The organism is Pseudomonas sp. GW822-FHT04H02 (assembly GCF_058800645.1).
In genome coordinates this window covers 445,021-464,670 of sequence record NZ_JBXAMM010000003.1, presented here as the reverse complement: position 1 = coordinate 464,670, position 19,650 = coordinate 445,021, and the positions used below count along the sequence as shown (strand labels likewise).

General features: G+C 64.9%; 21 protein-coding genes and 1 pseudogene. 16 read left to right on the top strand and 6 right to left on the bottom strand.

The window, feature by feature from the left end; translation table 11 throughout:
- The first annotated feature begins 65 nt into the window (after window positions 1–65).
- The 4 genes from AC1RMG_RS14440 to AC1RMG_RS14425 all read left to right on the top strand — a co-directional run bounded on the left by AC1RMG_RS14440 (window position 66) and on the right by AC1RMG_RS14425 (window position 2,677).
- Complete coding sequence (locus tag AC1RMG_RS14440; RefSeq protein ID WP_493169464.1) at window positions 66–500, top strand: YybH family protein; 435 nt, start codon at window positions 66–68, stop codon at window positions 498–500.
- Window positions 501–567: 67 nt separating this feature from the next.
- A complete protein-coding gene (locus AC1RMG_RS14435; RefSeq protein ID WP_011062819.1) occupies window positions 568–912 on the top strand; it encodes a YciI family protein in 345 nt (114 codons plus the stop codon).
- Window positions 913–938: 26 nt separating this feature from the next.
- Window positions 939–1,430 (top strand): SRPBCC family protein, encoded by a 492-nt coding sequence (locus AC1RMG_RS14430; RefSeq protein WP_169892065.1) that lies wholly within the window; start codon window positions 939–941, stop codon window positions 1,428–1,430.
- On the top strand, window positions 1,430–2,677 hold the full coding sequence (locus tag AC1RMG_RS14425; RefSeq protein ID WP_011062817.1) for an RNA polymerase sigma factor: 1,248 nt from the start codon (window positions 1,430–1,432) through the stop codon (window positions 2,675–2,677). The genes AC1RMG_RS14430 and AC1RMG_RS14425 overlap by 1 nt, the downstream gene beginning before the upstream one ends.
- A 52-nt stretch (window positions 2,678–2,729) precedes the next feature.
- On the opposite strand, the gene AC1RMG_RS14420 is transcribed toward AC1RMG_RS14425, so the two are convergent.
- Window positions 2,730–3,455, bottom strand: coding sequence for an SDR family oxidoreductase (locus AC1RMG_RS14420; RefSeq protein ID WP_053159842.1), 726 nt, complete (start codon window positions 3,453–3,455; stop codon window positions 2,730–2,732).
- A gap of 111 nt (window positions 3,456–3,566) precedes the next feature.
- On the opposite strand from AC1RMG_RS14420, the gene AC1RMG_RS14415 reads away from it, so the two are divergent.
- A complete protein-coding gene (locus AC1RMG_RS14415; protein WP_368995905.1) occupies window positions 3,567–4,391 on the top strand; it encodes a LysR family transcriptional regulator in 825 nt (274 codons plus the stop codon).
- Between the two features lie 22 nt (window positions 4,392–4,413).
- On the opposite strand, the gene AC1RMG_RS14410 is transcribed toward AC1RMG_RS14415, so the two are convergent.
- Window positions 4,414–5,268, bottom strand: a complete 855-nt coding sequence (locus AC1RMG_RS14410) for a LysR family transcriptional regulator (RefSeq protein ID WP_015636709.1) — start codon at window positions 5,266–5,268, stop codon at window positions 4,414–4,416.
- Between the two features lie 88 nt (window positions 5,269–5,356).
- Here AC1RMG_RS14410 and AC1RMG_RS14405 point away from each other — a divergent pair, with 88 nt between their 5' ends.
- Window positions 5,357–5,791: a multidrug/biocide efflux PACE transporter gene (locus tag AC1RMG_RS14405; protein WP_011062813.1), complete on the top strand. Its 435-nt coding sequence runs from the start codon at window positions 5,357–5,359 to the stop codon at window positions 5,789–5,791.
- Window positions 5,792–5,798: 7 nt separating this feature from the next.
- Here AC1RMG_RS14405 and AC1RMG_RS14400 read toward each other — a convergent pair whose 3' ends face one another.
- Complete coding sequence (locus AC1RMG_RS14400) at window positions 5,799–6,446, bottom strand: TetR/AcrR family transcriptional regulator (protein WP_493169461.1); 648 nt, start codon at window positions 6,444–6,446, stop codon at window positions 5,799–5,801.
- Window positions 6,447–6,597: 151 nt separating this feature from the next.
- Between AC1RMG_RS14400 and AC1RMG_RS14395 the strand changes: the two genes are divergently transcribed.
- From AC1RMG_RS14395 to AC1RMG_RS14380, 4 genes are read left to right on the top strand one after another with little or no spacing between them, the layout of a single operon-like run.
- Complete coding sequence (locus tag AC1RMG_RS14395; RefSeq protein WP_015636707.1) at window positions 6,598–7,206, top strand: paraquat-inducible protein A; 609 nt, start codon at window positions 6,598–6,600, stop codon at window positions 7,204–7,206.
- Window positions 7,206–7,820 carry a paraquat-inducible protein A gene (locus AC1RMG_RS14390; protein ID WP_011062811.1) on the top strand — a complete coding sequence of 205 codons (615 nt, stop codon included), beginning with the start codon at window positions 7,206–7,208 and terminating at the stop codon, window positions 7,818–7,820. Before AC1RMG_RS14395 ends, AC1RMG_RS14390 begins: the two co-directional genes overlap by 1 nt.
- Window positions 7,813–9,504 carry a PqiB family protein gene (locus AC1RMG_RS14385; RefSeq protein ID WP_015636705.1) on the top strand — a complete coding sequence of 564 codons (1,692 nt, stop codon included), beginning with the start codon at window positions 7,813–7,815 and terminating at the stop codon, window positions 9,502–9,504. Before AC1RMG_RS14390 ends, AC1RMG_RS14385 begins: the two co-directional genes overlap by 8 nt.
- Window positions 9,501–10,085, top strand: coding sequence for a PqiC family protein (locus AC1RMG_RS14380; protein ID WP_019093594.1), 585 nt, complete (start codon window positions 9,501–9,503; stop codon window positions 10,083–10,085). The genes AC1RMG_RS14385 and AC1RMG_RS14380 overlap by 4 nt, the downstream gene beginning before the upstream one ends.
- Window positions 10,086–10,188: 103 nt before the next feature.
- Here AC1RMG_RS14380 and AC1RMG_RS14375 read toward each other — a convergent pair whose 3' ends face one another.
- On the bottom strand, window positions 10,189–11,106 hold the full coding sequence (locus AC1RMG_RS14375; protein WP_011062808.1) for a LysR family transcriptional regulator: 918 nt from the start codon (window positions 11,104–11,106) through the stop codon (window positions 10,189–10,191).
- A 199-nt stretch (window positions 11,107–11,305) separates the two neighbouring features.
- Here AC1RMG_RS14375 and AC1RMG_RS14370 point away from each other — a divergent pair, with 199 nt between their 5' ends.
- The 5 genes from AC1RMG_RS14370 (at window position 11,306) to AC1RMG_RS14350 (ending at window position 15,626) form a co-directional block, all read left to right on the top strand.
- On the top strand, window positions 11,306–12,064 hold the full coding sequence (locus tag AC1RMG_RS14370) for a 5-oxoprolinase subunit PxpA (protein ID WP_015636704.1): 759 nt from the start codon (window positions 11,306–11,308) through the stop codon (window positions 12,062–12,064).
- A 95-nt stretch (window positions 12,065–12,159) separates the two neighbouring features.
- Window positions 12,160–12,402 (top strand): acetyl-CoA carboxylase, encoded by a 243-nt coding sequence (locus AC1RMG_RS14365; RefSeq protein WP_011062806.1) that lies wholly within the window; start codon window positions 12,160–12,162, stop codon window positions 12,400–12,402.
- 10 nt (window positions 12,403–12,412) lie between these two features.
- Window positions 12,413–13,786: an acetyl-CoA carboxylase biotin carboxylase subunit gene (locus tag AC1RMG_RS14360; protein ID WP_125063092.1), complete on the top strand. Its 1,374-nt coding sequence runs from the start codon at window positions 12,413–12,415 to the stop codon at window positions 13,784–13,786.
- Window positions 13,783–14,655 (top strand): 5-oxoprolinase subunit B family protein, encoded by an 873-nt coding sequence (locus AC1RMG_RS14355; RefSeq protein ID WP_125063091.1) that lies wholly within the window; start codon window positions 13,783–13,785, stop codon window positions 14,653–14,655. The genes AC1RMG_RS14360 and AC1RMG_RS14355 overlap by 4 nt, the downstream gene beginning before the upstream one ends.
- A complete protein-coding gene (locus tag AC1RMG_RS14350; protein ID WP_041119561.1) occupies window positions 14,652–15,626 on the top strand; it encodes a 5-oxoprolinase subunit C family protein in 975 nt (324 codons plus the stop codon). Before AC1RMG_RS14355 ends, AC1RMG_RS14350 begins: the two co-directional genes overlap by 4 nt.
- Before the next feature lie 132 nt (window positions 15,627–15,758).
- Here the strand turns inward: AC1RMG_RS14350 and AC1RMG_RS14345 are convergent, their stop codons facing one another.
- Window positions 15,759–17,369, bottom strand: coding sequence for an inorganic phosphate transporter (locus tag AC1RMG_RS14345; RefSeq protein ID WP_015636700.1), 1,611 nt, complete (start codon window positions 17,367–17,369; stop codon window positions 15,759–15,761).
- A gap of 241 nt (window positions 17,370–17,610) precedes the next feature.
- Window positions 17,611–18,633 (bottom strand): transporter, encoded by a 1,023-nt coding sequence (locus AC1RMG_RS14340; protein WP_011062801.1) that lies wholly within the window; start codon window positions 18,631–18,633, stop codon window positions 17,611–17,613.
- A gap of 228 nt (window positions 18,634–18,861) precedes the next feature.
- Between AC1RMG_RS14340 and AC1RMG_RS14335 the strand changes: the two are divergent.
- Window positions 18,862–19,599, top strand: a pseudogene (locus AC1RMG_RS14335) (methyl-accepting chemotaxis protein); the annotation flags it as partial.
- Window positions 19,600–19,650: the final 51 nt, after the last annotated feature.

Sequence of the window (19,650 nt, the reverse complement as noted above, 5' to 3'; positions counted from 1 at the left end):
CATTCAACGGCGTGGGTGCAGGGGGTGTTCAGCAGCGGTTCATTCCATTCATGAGGAGTTTCGCCATGCACAATCCATCCAACGAAGCGCAGATCCGCAGCCTGATCGACCACTGGCAACAGGCTGTGATGGCCCGGGATATCCAGCGTATTGTCAGCTACTACGCCGACGACATCACGTCTTTCGACGCGGTCGGTGCCTTGCAATTCAAGGGCAAGGCCGCCTATCGCGAACACTGGGAAGCGTGCATGCAGGTCTGCCCCGGCCCGGGCATTTTCGAGTTCCATCAGTTGCAGGTGCTGGCCGACGAAGAGCTGGCCTTCGCCCACTGGCTGGCCCATTGCGGTGGCACCGATGCCGAGGGCGTGACCAAGGCCTGCTGGATGCGGGTGAGTGTCGCTTACCAGCGCCGTGCGGGCCAATGGCTGGTGGTGCACGAGCACTGGTCGGCGCCGTTCGACATGCTCACCGGGACCACCCAGTTCGACCTGCAACCCTGAGCAACCAGCGGTTCGCCAAAGCGGCGAACAGCGACCATAGTTGCTCAGCCCGAATCCGGAGGTGCCCATGAAATACCTATGCCTGGTCTACAGCGACGAACAGTTGCTGCACAGCCTGCCCGACAGCCCCGAGGATGCCGAGTGCCTGGCCTATGCCGAGTCGGTCCAGGGCAGCGGGCGGATGCTTGCCGCCGAGGCGCTGCAATCGGTGCACACCGCCACCACGGTGCGCATGCGCGGTGGCAAGCTGTCGATCACCGATGGCCCGTTCGCCGAAACCAAGGAACAGTTGGCCGGTTTCTACCTGATCCAGGCCAAGGACTTGAACGAAGCGATCCAGGTGGCCGGGCAGATACCGGCGGCCCGGGTCGGCAGTGTCGAAGTGCGTCCGGTACGTGAATTGAATCCCTGAAAACAACGATAAACAGGAGTTTCGCGATGACTTTCCAGACCGCGGGCCGCAAGCCCGCCGAGCATGAACTGTCCATCAGCCGCCTGATCGACGCGCCGCGCAACAAGGTCTTTCGCGCCTGGACCGAGCCGGCCTTGCTGGCGCAATGGTGGGGGCCCCACGGCATGACCACTCCGGAGTGTGAAATGGACCTGTGGGTCGGCGGCCAGTTTCGTACCCTGATGCGCGCCCCGGACGGCAGCGAGTACCCGACCATGGGGGTGTTCCTGGAGATCGCCGCGCCGTCGCGGCTGGTGTTTACCGACGCCTACCTGCCGGGCTGGATCCCCTCGGGCAAGCCGTTCATGACCGCTGAAGTGACCTTCGAGGAGCAGGGCAACCAGACCCTCTACACTGCCCGCGCCATGCACTGGACCGAGGCCGATCGCAAGGCCCATGAGGCCATGGGCTTTCACGAGGGCTGGGGGCAGAGCCTGGAGCGCCTGGTGGCCCTGGTCACCCGGGACCTGCCGGACTGATGAGCGACCAGCCTCGGGAAGTCATCGCGGCAACGGTGGCGCAGGTCTACCGCGAGCAGTCGCGGCGGATCCTCGCCACCCTGATCCGCCTGCTGGGGGATTTCGACCTGGCCGAGGAGGCGCTGCATGAAGCCTTCTTCGTGGCGGTGGAGCGCTGGCGCAGCGATGGCGTGCCGGACAACCCGCGGGCCTGGCTGGTGTCCGTCGGCCGCTTCAAGGCCATCGACGCCCTGCGTCGCCGGGCGCGCTTCGCGGCGTCACAGGCGGCGCTGCTCAGCCAGCTCGAGCAACTGGAACAGGACGACTGGAGCGCCGAGGACGTGCAAGACGATCGCCTGCGCCTGATCTTCACCTGCTGCCACCCGGCGCTGGCGGCGGATGCCCAGGTACCCCTGACCCTGCGGGAGATCTGCGACCTGAGCACCGAGGAAATCGCCCGGGCCTTTCTGGCCACGCCGGCCACCATCGCCCAGCGCATCGTGCGTGCCAAGGCGAAGATCCGCGATGCGCGGATTCCCTACCAGGTGCCGGCGTTGAGCGAGCTGCCCGAGCGCCTGGAGAGCGTGCTGCGGGTGATCTACCTGGTGTTCAACGAAGGGTATTCGGCTTCCATGGGCGCCGAGCTGACCCGGGAGGACCTGACCCGCGAAGCCATTCGCCTGGGCTACCTGCTGCTGGAACTGTTGCCGGAAGCGGAGGTGATGGGCCTGCTGGCGCTGATGCTGTTGCACGAGTCACGGCGTGGCGCGCGCCTTTCCAGCGACGGCGAGCTGGTCCTGCTGGACGAGCAGGATCGCGGGTTGTGGCAGCAGGACTTGATCGAGCAGGGCTGTGCCCTGGTAGAGCGCGGCCTGCGCAGCGGCCAGGCCGGGCCCTATTGCCTGCAGGCGGCGATTGCCGCGGTGCATGCCGAAGCGCCGAGTGCAGCACAGACCGACTGGCCGCAGATCGTCGGTTTGTATGACGTGCTGCTGCGCCTGCAGCCTTCGCCGGTGATCGAGCTCAACCGTGCCGTGGCCCTGGCCCAGCGCGACGGGCCCGGTGCCGGGCTGGCGCAAGTGGAAGCGATCCTGCTGCGCGGCGACTTGCAGGATTACCACCTGGCCCATGCCGCTCGTGCCGACTTCTGCCGGCAACTGGGGCATATCGCCGCGGCGCGTCAGTCCTACCAGCGGGCCCTGGCCCTGGTCCGGCAAGCCCCCGAGCGGCGCTTCCTCGAACAGCGCCTGGCCCAGCTCCCCCAGTAGCCGCTGCCGAAGGCTGCGACCGAACCCGCCGGGGCGCCAACCGCGCCCCGGCTCAAGCCTGCTGACGGGTCGCCGCCAGGACGATCTCGCGGATACACACTTGCTGCGGCTGCTGGTAGGCAAAGGCAATGGCCCCGGCCACGTCGTCTGCACTCAGCACCGTACCGCCCATGTCCTGTTTCCAGGCCTGGTAACCGGCCTTGATGGCCTCGTCGGTGGTGTGGCTCAGCAGTTCGGTTTCTACCGCACCGGGGGCGATGGTGATGACCCGCACATTGTGTGGCGCCAGCTCTTCGCGCAGGTTTTCCGAGAGCCCGTGGACCGCGAACTTGGTGCCGACATAGGCCACGTGGTTGGCAAAGGTCTTGCGCCCGGCCACCGAACTGACGTTGATCAGGGTGCCCTGGCGGCGCTCGATCATCCCGGACACCACGGCGTGTACGCCATTGAGCAGCCCCTTGACGTTGACGTCGAGCATGCGCTCCCACTGCTGCGGGTCCTGCCGGCTGATGTCCCCCAGGAGCATGACCCCGGCGTTGTTGATCAGGGCGTCCGCCGGGCCGAACCGCGCTTCGGCCTCCGCCACGGCGGCCAGCAGTGCGGCGCGGTCGGTGATGTCCACCGCGCGGCTCAGGCTGTCGGGCAGTTCCAGGGCGTGCAGGCGCTCGACGCGCCGGGCCAGCAGCAGGAGGGGATGGCCGGCCGCCGACAGCAGGCGGGCGGTGGCCTCGCCGATGCCCGAACTGGCGCCGGTGATGATGACGAGAGGCTTGCTCATGGGAGGACTCCAGGAATAAGAAAAATGCATGGCTTTACGGGGCGGGCAGTATATTTAGCCCTCTTGAGGCTGAAAAATGCCTTATTCCTCTGTCTGTCATCGGTATTTCCTATGGATATCCGCCATCTCAAAGCCTTCCTTGCGGTGTTCGAGGAGCGCAACATCACCGCTGCCGCCCAGCGCTTGTGCATCAGCCAGCCGACCTTGTCGGTGACCATCAAACAGCTTGAGGACGAGTTGGGGGCGCAGTTGTTCCTGCGCCAGCCACGGGGTGTTGAAGTCAGCGAGCAGGCGCGGGTGCTGTATCCCCAGGCCCGGCGCATGGTGGCCGAGGCCGAGAGCTTGAGCCGTCTGTTTCGCCAGGACGAAAGCCGTTTGGCGCTGGAGCTGGGAGTAGAAGGTGATATTGCCGACAGCCAGATCTCCGCTTTCGTACGAATGGCCCAGCAGGCGTTGCCCAACCTGTTGCTGACCTTGCAGGAAGGCTGTGTCGGCGACGCGCGCCTGGCGGTGGAAGAGCTGTGCTGCGAGGACGAATTGTTCCTGCCGTTATGGGAGGAGCCTTATGTGCTGGCGGTGCCGGTGGGGCACAGGCTGCTGGAGCAAGAGCAGCCCCAGCCCCGGGTGGAGGACTGGGTCACTTGCCCGGAGCACGCCTCGCACCAGCGCCTGATGGCGCTCTATGGCGGTGCTGTGCAAGCCCAGGCCGGGCATGCCGGGAGCTTGAAACAGGCGCTGAACATGGTGGCGGCGGGCCTGGGGGTGGCGATGCTGCCGCTGTCGCTGGTGCAGGGCCGCGAGGGGGTAGAAAGCCGGGCCTTGCACCTGCCGGCGCCCAGCCGGCGGATCGGCTTGTGCTACGCCGTGCAGGCGCTGGAGTCGGCGACCTTGCGCACGCTGCATGACTACTTGCGCACCCTGCGGCCAATCGGCTAGCGGGCGGCGCTGACGAGCGCGGTCATTGCAGCATCTGCGCCAGCAACCAGCTGCCCGCCGGCCCTGGCGGGTGCAGGCGCGACCAGAGCGCGTCCACCGCCACGGTGCGCGGCCAGCCACGCACGTTCAGCTCCTGCAACTTGCCCGCGCCAAAACCTTCCACCAGCCAGCGCGGCAGGGGCGCCCAGCCAAAGCCGCCCTGGGCCATCTCCAGCAGCATCAGGTAGCTGGGGGCCGACCAGACCCGGCCCTGGCAGCGGCTGTCGTAGGGGTTGAGCACGGTGGCCAGACGCAATTCACGGTGCTGGCGCAGGCTTTCCTCATCGACCCGGGCCTGCTGCGCCAAGGGATGCTTGCAGGCCACGTAGAGGGAAATCTCACTGCGCTCTTGCATGGTCTTGTGCTCCAGGTCCGCCGGGTAGTCGGCCTGCATCTCGGCAAAGGCGATCTGCGCCCGGCCGCTCTGCACCAGGGCGATCAGGTCTTCGCACTCGGCAATCAGGCATTCCAGCTCGAGGTCCGGGTAACGCTGCTCGAAGGCGCTCAGGCTGCTTTCGAAGCGATCCGACTGGTAGGTGTCCGACAGCGCCACCGTGAGTTTCGCCTCAATGCCCTGGGACAGCTGGCTGGCGGCCATTTCCAGGCGGCTGGTGGCAGCCAGGATTGCTTCGGCACGCTGCAGCAGCACATGCCCGGCCGGGGTGAGGCCGGGCTTGCGGCTGGAACGGTCGAAAAGCTGCACGTCGAGGTCGATCTCCAGGCTGGCCACCGCCGCGCTGATGGTGGACTGGCTCTTGCCCAGCTTGCGCGCGGCAGCGGAAAAGGAACCTTGGGTGGCTGCCTGGACAAACGCCAGGAGCACTTCATGTGAGGCCATGAACTATCGCCCTGCTCGATGGTTATTGATTATGAAGTATCGGCCTTGTCCTGGAAGATCGGCAACACATTCATTCAAGGAGCCGACCATGAGCCTTCAGAAATCCCTTAACGAACGCATCTTCCAGGCGGTAGGTTTTGAACTGCTGGCGGTGCTGATCTGCACCCCGCTGCTGTCCTGGATCATGGACAAGCCCATGGCCGACATGGGCCTGGTGACCATCGGCATCGGCCTGTTGGCCCTGGCCTGGAACGTGGTGTTCAACGGCCTGTTCGACCGGTTGCTCAAGCGCTTGCAGTGGGTCCACAACGGCTGGACCCGGGTCCTGCATGCGTTGATGTTCGAAGGCGGGCTGGTGGCAGTGGGCGTACCGATGATTGCCTGGTGGCTGAATATCAGCCTGCTGCAGGCGTTCATCCTGGACATCGGCGTGCTGCTGTTCTTCCTGCCGTACACCTATGTCTATCACTGGGTCTACGACGTGCTGCGGGACAAGTGGCTGCAACAGCGCCTGGCTCACTGAGCCGGTTTCAGGGTGCCGGGTGCCGCCCTTCGATGGCAGCCAGATAGGCTTCCAGCGCCCGCGGTACTTCTTCGAGCAGCAGCTGGCTCTTGAACTCGGGGTGTTCCAGGGCCAGCTGGAACAGGCCGATGGGCAGGCCGAGCATGGCCATGGCGTAGGCCTCGCGCTCGGCGGCACTGGCCCGGGGAAGGCGCAGCGCCAGGACCTGGCGATAGACGCTCTTGATCTGCAGGCGCAGGTCCGGGGCCTGCAACTGGCCCATGGCAAACCCCGGGTTGATCATCAGCAGCAGGTCGGGGTGCTGCTCCAGGTATTCGAGGATCGGCAGCACCATGCGCTCTATCACTTGCCGGCCACTGGACCCCGTCCAGACCTGCGGAGCAACCGCCAGCAGGTCGCTGGTGATGGTGCTCAGGGCTTCGATGTGGCGCTGGCCCAGGGCCTCCAGCACTTGCTGCTTGTCACTGAAAAAATGATAGAGCGAACCGATGGAGGTACCGGCCAGCCGGGCGATGCCGTGCATGGTCAGGTTCGCCGCCCCCTGGCTGGGCAGTAGCCGGGCACAAGCGTCGAGGATCGCCATCACCCGTTCGTGGCCACGGGACTGTTTGGGGGTTCGGTGGGGAGCGGCGGGGGAGGGAATGGATTCGGTCATGGTCAGCGAAATGTCCGGGGGCGCCTATTATGGCGTAGAGCGTGGGGTGCAGTCCTAGAGAAAACTAGACACCATCCTCTACTTTTGCAGAAAATACCCGGCTTCGGGTTCCGTTCAGTGAACCTGCTGTCCTCCTGACTATCTGAAGGCCATGACTATTTCCCGCAACTGGATCATCTGCGAACACTGCGATTCGTTGTACGAGTCCGTGCCGCTCGGCAAAGGCCAGACGGCCCAGTGCTCGCGCTGTGGCGCGGTACTGGCCCGTGCCCGTTGGCTGAGTGTGCAGCAGCTGTTGGCCCTGTCGATCACCGCCGGGTTGTTGTTCGTCTTCGCCAACCTGTTTCCGGTGATCAAGATCAGCCTCGAAGGTCTGAGCAACGAGGCAACCCTCTGGCAATCGGTGGAGGCCCTGGCCCAGGGCCGCATCAGCCTGATTGCCGCGATCACCGGCCTGACCATCATTCTTGCGCCGTGCCTGCAGATCATCCTGCTGTGCTGGGTGCTGGGGTTTGCCAATGTGGGGCGCGCCGCGCCCGGCTTCAAGGCCAGCATGCGCGCTCTGGAGCACCTGCGGCCCTGGAGCATGCTGGAGGTGTGCCTGCTGGGGATCCTGGTGGCCATCGTCAAGCTGGCGGGGATGCTCGATGTGCATCCGGGGCTGGGGCTGTGGGCCCTGGCGATGCTCACGGTGCTGATCATCCTGATTTCCGGCAAGGACATCCGCTACCTCTGGGATGACCTGGAGGGCCGCTACTGATGAGCGCTCCACCCTACGCCCGGGACCACCAATTGATGCTGTGCCACACCTGCGGCCAGGTCTGCCAGGCGTCCGAGCATCAATGCCCGCGCTGCGATGCGCCGGTGCATGCGCGCAAGCCCAACAGCCTGGCGCGCACCTGGGCCTTTCTGCTGGCCAGCCTGATCTTCTACATTCCGGCCAACCTGCTGCCGGTGATGCACACCAGCATCTTTGGCAGCGCCAGTGAAAACACCATCATGAGTGGCGTGGTGGAGTTCTGGAAACACGGTTCCTGGGACATCGCCCTGCTGATCTTCATCGCCAGCGTGGTGGTGCCCTGCAGCAAGTTCTTTGTCCTCGGCACCCTGCTGGTGACCTGCCAGCGCCGCAGCCTCTGGGCCCAGCGCGAGCGGGCCAAGCTCTATCGTTTCATCGAGCTGATCGGCTACTGGTCGATGCTCGACGTGCTGGTGGTGGCCCTGGTGGCGGCCCTGGTGCAGTTTCGCGCCCTGAGTTCGATCGACCCGCGCATGGGTATTCTGTTTTTTGGTTTGGTGGTGGTGCTGACGATGTTGGCGGCCATGAGTTTCGATCCCCGGCTTATCTGGGACGCAGAGGTTGAAGATGTCTGATCATCCAGGTTCCAACGCAGCAAATCCCCCGCCCGTTCCTGGCGCTCCGGCGCTGCGCACGCGGCGTTTCAATGTCTCGCTGGTGTGGCTGGTGCCGATTGTCGCGGCCCTGGTGGGGCTGTCGATGGTGGTGCACAACTCACTCTCGGCGGGGCCGGAAATCAGCATCAGCTTCCAGACCGCCGAAGGCCTGGAAGCCAACAAGACCCAGGTTAAGTACAAGAACGTGGTGATCGGCAAGGTGACCTCCATCGCCCTGAGCGACGACCGCAAGAAGGTGGTGGCCAAGGTCGAGCTGGACCAGTCCGCCGAACCCTTCACCGCCGACGATTCGCTGTTCTGGGTGGTGCGCCCGCGAATCGGCGCCAATGGCATTTCCGGGGTCGACACCCTGCTTTCCGGGGCCTTTATCGGCGCCGATGCCGGCAAGTCGGAAAAACGCAAGGACAGCTTCAAGGGCCTGGAAACCCCGCCGCCCATCACCTATGGGCAGAAGGGCAAGCGCTTTACCCTGCACACCGACGACCTGGGCTCGCTGGACATCGGCTCGCCGGTCTATTACCGGCGCATCGAGGTGGGGCAGGTGGTGTCCTACCAGTTGGCCAACAGCGGCAAGGGCGTGGACGTGAAGATCTTCGTCAATTCGCCCAACGATAAGTACGTCACCACCGACACCCGTTTCTGGAACGCCAGCGGCGTCGACGTGACCCTCGGCGCCAACGGTTTGAAGGTCAACACCGAGTCGGTGTCGTCGATCCTCGCCGGCGGCATTGCCTTCGTCGAACCCAAGTACAGCCCCAACGCCAAGCCGGCTGACGAGAACGCCGAGTACACCCTGTTCGGCGACCAGGACACCGCCCTGGCGCCGCCCGACGGCGCGCCTTATTACATTCGCATGCGCTTCGACCAGGCCTTGCGCGGCCTGTCGGTGAATGCCCCGGTGGAGTTCCTCGGGGTGAACATCGGCAAGGTGGTGTCCATGGACCTGGACTACGACGAGCAGCGCAAGTATTTCCCGACCCTGGTCGGCGCGGTGATCTACCCCGAGCGGCTGGGCAAGGCCCACGAAAAGCTGGTGAAGCAGACTGGCGGCGAAGACGACGCCCGCTCGGCGAAACTGATCGGCGCCTTCGTCAAGAACGGCCTGCGCGCCCAGCCCCGCAGCGGCAACCTGCTGACCGGCCAGCTGTACATCTCCCTGGACTTTGTCACCAACGCCAAGCCGGTGGCCTATGACGCTACCGCACGGCCCCTGGAGATTCCCACTGTGCCTGGCAGCATGGACAAGTTGCAGGAGCAGTTGCAGGCCGTGGTGGACAAGATCAGCAAGCTGCCGATCGACTCCATTGCCGCCAACCTCAATGGCAGCCTGGCGGAGATGCAGAAGACCCTCAAACAGGTCAACGGCGAAGTGCTGCCACAGATGCGCGACACCCTGGAGCAATCCAAGAAGACCCTGGCCAGCGCCAACGAGAGTTTCTCCGAAGACTCGCCGCAGCGGCAGAAACTCGGCCAGGCCATGGAGGAAGTGCAGCGCACCGCGCGTTCGGTGCGGGTGCTCAGCGATTTCCTCGGGCGTCATCCTGAGGCGCTGATCCGCGGGCGCCTCAAAGACAATCAACCGGATGCCTACCAGTCGCCATCCTCCTCTGTTCGCGAATCCGTACCGGAAGCCCAGCCATGAAAACCCGTGCCCTGTTGCTCTGCCTGACCCTGGGACTTGCCGCCTGCAGCTCCGCGCCCACCCATTACTACACCCTGCTGCCACCGGTGGCCGAAGGCAGCAGCGCGGCCCGCACCGGGGGCCCGCAGTTCGAAATGTCCACGGTGCGGATTCCGGTCCAGGTGGACCAGCCGCAACTGGTGGTGCGCCAGGACAGCGGCACCCTGGCGATCCTCGAAACCCAGCGCTGGAGCGCGCCGCTGGTGGATGAGTTCCACGACGCCCTGGCTAGCCAGATGGAGCAGAAGCTAGGTACCCGCAACCTTGAAGGCCTGCCCAAGCAGCCCGGGCGCCCGGTGCTGTCGTTGCAGACCGATGTGCGGCGCTTCGAGTCCCTGCCCGGGCGCTATGCGCTGATCGATGTGGTCTGGAGCCTGCGCCAGCGGGGTGAGGGCGGCCCGGCCCGCAGCCTGACCTGCAGCAGCCAGATCCGCCAGCCGGCGGGTGTGGAACTGAACAGCCTGGTCCAGGCCCATCAACAGGCCATCGCCCAGTTGGCCGGGCAGATCGCCGCCGCCGCGCAACGCTGGACCTGCCCCTGACTAGGTTTGTGTAGCCGCTGCCGCAGGCTGCGAACGTCTCCGTAGGAGACGCGTGGATCTTGAGGCCGCTGGAGGTTCGGCAAGAGATCGCCAAGCAAGGTGTTCAGCGCCGGGCGCTGAGTTGCTGGGGCGCCAGGAAGGCATCGTGGAAATAATCGCGCAGGGCCTGCATGGCCGGGGTGAAGGTACGCTCGCGGTGCCAGGCCAGCCCCACGCTCATGGGCGTGACCGCATCGCTCAGGCTCAGGGTCTCGATACGCTTGCCTTCCAGTGACCAGGGCCGGTGCACCAGATCCGAGAGGATCGCCACGCCGCTGCCGTTGGCCACCATGCTGCGCACCGCTTCCACCGAGCTGGTGCGCACGCGCACCCGGGGCTGCTGGCCGGCCTGTTCCCAATAACGCATGGCGCTTTGCTCGGCTTCGTCGACGGTGAGCAGGATGAACGGCTCCTCGGCCACGTCCGCCAGGCTGATGCTGCTGCGCTCGCACAGCGGATGATGGGCCGGCAGCCACAGCCGGCGCTCGGAGTTGAACAGGGTCTGCGAGACGATGTCCGGGTGCGTCAGGTTGGCGGTGAGTACCACTGCCATGTCGAAGCGGCCTTCCAGCAAGCCTTGCTCGATGGCCTGGCGTTCCTGTTCATGGAGCTCGATGGTGACGTCCGGGTGCCAGTGCTGCAGGCGCTGCAGGTGGTGCGGCAGGAAGTAGCCGATCACCGTGTAGCTGGCCGCCAGGTGCAATACGCCGCTGGCCCGATAGTCCGGCAACGGGCTGTTCAGGGCATCTTCGACGCTGCGCAGGATCACGTAGGCGCGGTTGAGAAAATGCCGCCCGGCATCGGTCAGGTTCATGCCCTGGGCCGAGCGCACGAACAGCTGCACGGCGAGCATCGCCTCCAGCTCCTTGATCGCCGTGGTCACCGCCGACTGGGAAATATTCAAGTGCAGCGCCGCCTGGGAAATCTGCCCGATCTCGGCGGTAGCAACGAAATAGCGCACCTGGCGCAAGGTCAACGACACGGCCCATTCCCCTCTAACGCTGCAGGAGCCGGCTTGCCGGCGAAAGCGATCGTGCAAGCGCCTGCGCCGTCACGCATCACGCTGCCTGCTAGCTTTATCTGTTTTTCAGAACAAGCTCTATCTGATAATAGATCTTCCCAAGGGGTCAAGGGCGCTCTAATTTTCGTCGCACGAAGTCACGAGAGTTGGAGCAACAGTGATGCAGGCAGTGGATTTCAATTCGGACATGGGCGAGAGCTTCGGCCCCTGGACCATCGGCGATGGCGTCGACAACGAGCTGATGGGCTTTATTAGCTCGGCCAATATCGCCACCGGCTTTCACGCCGGCGACCCCGGCACCATGCGCCGCACCATCGAACAGGCCAAGCGCCTGGGGGTGGCCATCGGCGCCCATCCGGGGTTTCGCGACCTGGTGGGTTTCGGCCGCCGGCACATCAATGCCCCGGCCCAGGAGCTGGTGGACGACATGCTCTATCAGCTTGGCGCCCTGCGGGAAATGGCCCGGGTACAAGGCGTGAAGCTGCAGCACATCAAGCCTCATGGTGCGCTCTACATGCACCTGGCCCGGGACGAGGAAGCGGCGCGGCTGCTGGTGCAAAACCTGCGCCGGCTGGAGCCCGAGTTGCTGCTGTATTGCATGCCCAATTCGGTGATCTGGCGTGTGGCCCAAGAGCTGGGGCAGCCGGTGATCCGCGAGTTCTACGCCGACCGCGACTACGACCTCAGCGGCTCCATCGTGTTTACCCGCAACGTCCGCGCCCTGGACCCGGCAGCCGTGGCGGCCAAGGTGCTGCGCGCCTGCCAGACCGGCCTGGTACGCACCGTCGAAGGCGAGGAGCTGTTTCTCGAATTCGATTCCATCTGCCTGCACAGCGACACCCCCGGCGCCCTGGATCTGGTGCAGGCCACCCGAACGGCGCTGGATCAGGCCGGCATCGAGGTCCGCGCACCGCGTTGAGGCGCATCGACACGAAGCACCGCGCACAGACGCGGGGTTCATCTGGTTTTGTTTTTTTTGCCTGCCTTTCTACAACTATTCCAAAAGGAACAGACATGGCCGAATACAGTGTTATCACCCCCTTGCCGGGCACCTTTTATCGCAAGGCCACCCCGGAGTCGGCGCCTTTCGTCGAGGTCGGCGACAGCGTCAGCGCCGATACCGTGATCGGCCTGATCGAAGTCATGAAGCAGTTTTCCGAACTGACCGCCGGGAGCGCGGGTCAAGTCAGCGCCTTTCTGGTGGAAGACGGTGATCCGGTGGAACCGGGTCAGGTCGTCGCGACGCTCGAACAGTGAGGGCCGGGGTATGACTGGATCAATCAACAAATTGCTGGTGGCCAACCGTGGCGAGATTGCCGTGCGCATCATTCGCGCGGCCAAGGCCCTGGGGATTCCCACCGTTGCCGCCTGCAGTGAGGCGGATGCCGATTCCATGGCCGCACGTATGGCCGATGAAGTACAGATCATCGGCCCGGCGCGGGCCGACAAGAGCTACCTGAATGTCCAGGCCCTACTCGGTGCCTTGCAGGCCAGCGGTGCCAACGCGGTACATCCGGGCTATGGCTTTCTTTCCGAGAATGCCGACTTCGCCGAGGCGGTGGTCGAGGCCGGGGCGATCTTCGTCGGTCCCAGTGCCGAAACCATCCGCCGCATGGGTGACAAGGCCGAAGCCCGGCGCACTGCGCAGGCGGCGGGAGTGCCGGTGGTACCGGGCTCCCCAGGAGAACTCTTCGACCTGGACAGTGCGCTGGCGGCCGCTGAAGTCGTGGGCTTTCCGCTGTTGATCAAGGCCAGTGCCGGCGGTGGCGGGCGCGGGATCCGCCTGGCCCGGGACGCGGCGCAATTGGCCGAGGAATTCCCTCGGGCGCAACGCGAAGCCCAGACGGCTTTCGGCAACGGCGCAGTGTACCTGGAGCGTTTCATTGGCCGTGCGCGGCACATCGAAGTCCAGGTGTTGGGCGATGGCAAACACGCGGTGCACCTGTTCGAACGCGAGTGTTCGCTGCAACGGCGGCGGCAGAAGATCTTCGAGGAAGCGCCGTCGCCGGTACTCAGTGCCGAGCAGCGTGAGCAGTTGTGCAGCAGCGCCGTGCGCCTCACCCAAGCCTTGGGCTACCAGGGCGCGGGCACCCTGGAATACCTCTACGACGACAGCACCGGCGAGTTCTTCTTTATCGAGATGAACACGCGGATCCAGGTGGAGCACCCCATCAGCGAGCTGATCACCGGCATCGATCTGGTCCAGGCCATGTTGCGCATCGCCGGGGGCGAGCCCCTGGGGTTGCGCCAGAGTGATATCCGGCTTAACGGCGCGGCCTTGCAGATGCGCCTGAACGCCGAAGATCCGGCGCGGGATTTCTTCCCCAGCCCGGGCAAGGTCGAGCAGTTGATCTGGCCGCAAGGCGCCGGGGTGCGAGTCGATAGCCACCTGTACCCGGGCTATGCTGTGCCGCCTTACTACGACTCGCTGCTGGCCAAGCTGATCGTCCATGGCCGTGACCGTGGCCAAGCCCTGGCCCGGGCGCGGATTGCCGTGGAGCACACCACCCTGACCGGCATGGCCAGCACCTTGTCGCTGCACCGTGAACTGCTGGCCGAACCCTGGCTGGAGCAGGCCGACTTTCACACCGGAACCCTGGAAACCTGGCTGGCCGAGCGCCGCGCCGGAGGTGTCGCATGAGCCAGCCGATCCGCTACAGCTTTGGTGCCGACGAGCACCTGTTCGCCGAAGTCAGCGACAGCATGTCCCTGGAAGCCTTCTTCAAGGGCATGGCGGTGACCCGCGCGGTGGAGCGCCTGGAATTGGATGGCGTGCTGGATGTGTGCCTGGCCAATGCTTCGTTCCAGATCCGCTTCGACCCGGACCGCATCGCCCCGCAGGATCTGCTGGAGGCGGTGCAACAGGCCGAGGCCTGCGCGGTGGCCGAGCGCAGCCTGCATACCCGGATCATCGAGATCCCGGTGCTCTACAACGACCCCTGGACCCATGAAACCCTGATGCGCTTTCGCGACCGGCACCAGGACCCCAGCGCCACCGATCTTGAGTACGCGGCGCGGATCAACGGCCTGGCGGATGTCGAAGCCTTTATCGCCGCCCACAGCGGCGCGCCCTGGTTCGTCTCCATGGTGGGCTTTGTGGCGGGCCTGCCGTTCATGTTCCAGATGGTCGAACGTGAACGGCAACTGCAGGTGCCCAAGTACCTGCGGCCGCGCACCGATACGCCCAAACTGACCCTGGGCCACGGCGGCTGTTTCGGCTGCATCTACTCGGTGCGCGGTGCCGGCGGCTACCAGATGTTCGGCGTCACCCCGGCGCCGATCTACGACCCGCAGCAACAGTTGGCCTACCTCAAGCAGCACATGGTGTTCTTCCGTCCGGGGGACATCGTGCAGTTCAAGCCCATTGACCGCCAGGCCTATGACCTTGCCGTGGCCGAGGTCGAGGCCGGGCGTTTCGACTTGCGCATCCGCGAGGTGGAGTTTTCCCTGGATGCCTTTCTCGCCGACCCGGTCGGCTATCCCACGTCGCTGCAGGAGGTGCTGGCATGATCAAGGTCATCAAACCGGGCCTGGCCACATCGGTACAGGACCTGGGGCGCGAAGGTTTCTATCACCTGGGGATTCCGCCGTCCGGGGCCCTGGACCAGTACGCCCTGAGCGCCGCCAACCAGCTGGTGGGCAACCCGGCGGGGGCAGCGGGGCTGGAGTGCACCTTGCTCGGCCCTGAGCTTGCATTCAGCACCGATGCCCTGGTGGCGGTCTGCGGTGCCCACATGACCCCCAAGCTCGATGGCGTGGACATGCACCTGGACACCGCCTTTGCGGTCAAGGCCGGGCAAGTGCTGCGCTTCGACTTTCCCAAGGCCGGGGCCCGGGCGTATCTGGCGGTGGCCGGTGGCATCGATGTGCCGCTGGTGTTGGGCAGCCGCTCGACTTACGCCTTGGGTACCCTGGGTGGTTTCCAGGGCCGGCGCCTGGTGGCGGGTGATGAGCTGCCGGTGGGCGTGGACAGCGGCAAGAGCCGCCCGGGCGCCAGTCTGCCCATGGCGCTGCGCCAGTCCCTGGGCGGCGAAATCACCCTGCGGGTGGTGCCGGGCCTGTACTACGAACGTTTGAGCGAGGCGGCCAAGGCCAGCTTCTTCGCCGAACCCTGGACCGTGGGTTCGGAGGCGGACCGCATCGGCTATCGCTTCAAGGGCGGCAGCGCCTTGAGCTTCCAGCCCAGGGAGCAGCCGTTCGGTGCCGGTTCCGATCCGTCGAACATCGTCGACAGTTGCTATCCCATCGGTTCGATCCAGGTGCCGGCGGGGCTCGAACCCATCGTCCTGCACCGGGACGCGGTGTCCGGTGGTGGCTACGCGATGATCGGCACGGTGATCAGCGCCGACCTCGACCTGATCGGCCAGATGCAGCCCAACCAGAAGGCCCGTTTTGTCGCGGTGACCCTGGAAGAAGCGCTGGAGGCCCGGCGTTCCTACAAGAAAAAGCTCAGTTGCCTGAGCAAGTTGTTCCCTTCCTGACCCTCTTGCTCGTGTAGCCGCTGGGAGCCTGAGGTTGCTGCAGGTTTGGCGAGGGATCGCCAGGCAAGGCCCCGCGGGCCTTTTCGCAGCCTCGCAGGCTCGGCAGCGGCTACAGAGGGGGAGGCACGCCCCTCAGAAGAGCTGAGTGAACAACCAGTACAGGCTGCCGGACAGCAGGATCGCCGCCGGCAGGGTCAGCACCCAGGCCATGGCCAGGTTGCGGATGGTGCGCATCTGTAAGCCGCCGCCATTGGCCACCATGGTCCCGGCCACCCCCGAGGACAGCACATGGGTGGTGGACACCGGCAGGCCGAACATGTCCGCCGCGCCGATGGTCAGCATCGCCACGGTTTCCGCCGAGGCACCCTGGGCGTAGGTCAGGTGGGTCTTGCCGATCTTTTCGCCAACGGTGACCACGATGCGCTTCCAGCCCACCATGGTGCCCAGGCCAAGGGCGATGGCCACGGCGATCTTCACCCACAGCGGAATGAAGCGCGTGGCGTTGTCGATCTGTTGCTTGAACAGTTGCAGTTTGTCCCGGGTGTCCTGGTCGAAGTGGCCTACCTGATTCTTGTCCATCAGGCGGATCGCCTCGCTGGTCAGGTACATGTCGTTGCGCACGTTGCCCATGGCTTCGGCGGGCACCTTGGCCAGCGAACCGTAGCCCTTCACTTCAGTGCCGATGGCGCCGGTCAGGGCGGCCAGCGCGGGGATCAGTTCCGGTGTCGCTTCCTTGCTGCGCATGTACTCCGAGAGCACCGCGCGGGAATCGGCCGGCGCCGGTTGCGGGGCACTCTTCACCAGGGCCTGCTGGGTGACTTCGGCCACCGCGGCGAATTGCAGCGACTGGTCGGCGGGCATGGTGCGGTTCAAGGCGTAGGCCATGGGCAGGGTGCCCACCAGGATCAGCATGATCAGGCCCATGCCTTTCTGGCCGTCGTTGGAACCGTGGGCGAAGGACACGCCGGTGCAGGTCAGGATCAGCAGCCCGCGAATCCACCAGGGCGGCGGTGCGTCGCCCTTGGGTGCCTTGTACAGGGCACGGTTCTTGACGAACAGGCGCAGGGCCAACAGCAGCAGGGCGGCGAACACGAAGCCGATCAGGGGCGAGAACAGCAGGGCGTAGCCGACCTTGGTGGCCTGGCCCCAGTCCACGCCGCTGGTGCCGTCGCGGCCATGCATCAGGGCATTGGCCACGCCGACACCGATGATCGAGCCGATCAGGGTGTGGGAAGACGAAGCCGGCAGGCCCAGCCACCAGGTGCCGAGGTTCCATAGGATGGCGGCGATCAGCAGGGCGAAGATCATCGCGAAACCGGCGGAGGAACCCACCTGCAGGATCAGTTCCACCGGCAGCAGGGCGATGATGCCGAAAGCCACCGCGCCGCTGGACAGCAGTACGCCGAGGAAGTTGAACAGGCCGGACCAGACCACCGCGAACTGCGGCGGCAGCGAGTGGGTGTAGATCACCGTGGCCACGGCGTTGGCGGTGTCATGGAAACCGTTGACGAACTCGAAGCCCAGGGCGATCAGCAACGCCACGCCCAGGAGCAGGAACGGGGTCCAGGTGGTGACCGTGGTGCCCAGCTCGTGCATGTCGTGCACCAGGCTGTAGGCGGTGAACAACAAGCCCATGGCCAGCACCGCGAAGAAGGCGACGAGGGTGAAGGGGCCGGGCTTTTTATCCAGTTGCGGTTTGCTGTCGAGGTTGGACGAAGCGGCAGTCAGGGACGGGGTGGCCATTGCTGGACAATCCTGTGGCGAGAAGGAGTGCTGCCCATGATCGTTGCTGAATGTTACAGGGAGGCTGCCTCAGGTCATGGTTTACGCAATTGAGCCCTTGCGTTGATCAGATCGATCACGCACGACCATCCCTCCATCCCGCTCATCCCGTAGGAGCCGGCTTGCCGGCGAAGAGGCCCTCAAGCCAAGCACCTGCCTTGGCGGACGCCTTCTCCGGCAAGCCGGCTCCTACAAGGTGGGGTCAGTAGTCCTGGCGTTTGCGAAAGGCCCAGCGCCCGGCGATCACGGTGAAGGTGGCCACCAGGGCGACCAGGATCCAGAAGCCCTCCGGGTCGCCGGAGAACGGAATGCCACCGACGTTCATGCCAAAGAAACCGGCGATGATGTTGATCGGCAACGCCAGCACCGTGACCACCGTCAGGGTGAACAGGGTGCGGTTGGTCTGTTCGTTGAGGTTGGCGGCGATCTCTTCCTGCAGCAGCTTGATCCGCTCCCCCAGGGCGGTGAGGTCGTTGATGATCAGGGCGAACTCTTCGGTGGACTTGCGCAGCTCCTTGACGTCTTCCTTTTGCAACCATTGCGGCGGGCGGTTGAGCAGGCGCAGCAGCGAGCCCGGCTCCAGGGCCAGCAGCCGTTGCAGGCGCACCAGCACCCGGCGCATGGCCCCCAGTTCGGCACGGTTGGTGGAGACCCGGGCTGCCAGCAACTGGTCCTCGATCTGATCCACGCTGAGGCTGGTCCGGCGCACGATCTGGGTCAGCACTTCGCCCTGGTCCCTTAGCAGGTGCACCAGCAGTTCCAGGGGCGAGCGAAAGCGTTCTCCGGCCTTGACCGAGGAGCGCAGCTTATCCACCGAGTGCAGCGGCTGCAGGCGGGCGCTGACGATCAGGCGGCTGCGGGCGCAGACCCAGAGGGTGGAGATGTCCGAGGAAACCATGCTGCCGAAGTTGAACACCACGTCGTTGACCACCGCCAGCAGGGCCGAATCCACCTGTTCGATGCGGGTCGAGCGCGAGCCTTCGTGCAGGGCCTCGAAGAATTCGTCGGGCAATTGCAGGTGGGACTTCATCCAGCGCTCGCACGCGGCGTGAGCCAGGTTCAGGTGCAGCCAGAGGAACTCCTCGCTGTCCTCGGGGTGTTGCAGGGCTTGCAGGGCTTTGGCCGAGTCCAGTTCGCGGCCCCGTTCGCCGGGGCGAAAGCTGAAACCGTAGAGCAGGCCGAACAGATCGGAATCACGGTGACTCTGGTCGATGCTGTGGTTCATGGAGTCTCGCAGGAGGGACAGTGCCTGGCGCGGGTTTCTCAGGTTCACTTGAGCCCCATCATGGCAAGGCTTTTTGACATTTTTGTGACGTTTTGAAGTGCATGATGGAGCCCGTCATACCGATGGTCGGCGGCACTCAAGATTGTCTTGCGCAGGCCGATCACACTCCTACGCTGCACTCATTCGACCCCTCTCGAATGCGCCTTACAGGGATGTTCGGCACTACGCATGCCTTCATCGGGCCTGCTCTATCCCTGCCATGAGATCTCCTCGATGTTTTTGCAAAAATCCCTGAGAGCGCAAATCCTTGCCCTGCTGAGCGGTAGCCTGCTGGCGATGTTGTTGATCGCCCTGGCGAGTTTTCATTTGCTGTCCGGTGGCGTGCAGAGCTACCGCGAGCTGATTGAAGGTCCGCTGCGCAGTTCGCAGTTGATCGACGAGGCCAACCTGCAGTTCAAGAGCCAGGTACAGGAGTGGAAGAACGTATTGTTGCGGGGCAAGCAGCCCCAGGAGTTGAACAAGTACTGGCAGCAGTTCGAAGACCGCCAGCGCGATGTGCAGAGCATCCTCGGCCAGCTGGTGCAGACCCCCGGGCTGGACGCCTCCCTCAAGAGCCGGGTGCAGCGCCTGGCGGATGAGCACCGGCAGTTGGGTTCGGCCTACCAGAAGGGCCGCGATGCCTATGTGGCCGGCGGTGCCGATCCGAGTGCCGGCGATGCCGCGGTCAAGGGCGTGGACCGGGCCACCAGCGAGCAGATGAGCGAACTGGTGACCGAGCTGCGCCAGCACGGCGACCGGCAGTCCGCCGAGATCAGTGCAGCGGCCGACCGCACGGTGTGGCTGGGTATTCTGGTGATGCTGGCTTCCGGTTTGCTGATCGGCCTGCTCAGCCTGTGGCTGGTCAATCGCAGCCTGGTGCAGCCGATCCGTCAGTTGATCGACTATGTCGCCCAGCTCAGCCGCGGCCAACTGGCCCAGCGGGTGGCCAGCGAGCGTCAGGATGAACTGGGCAAGCTG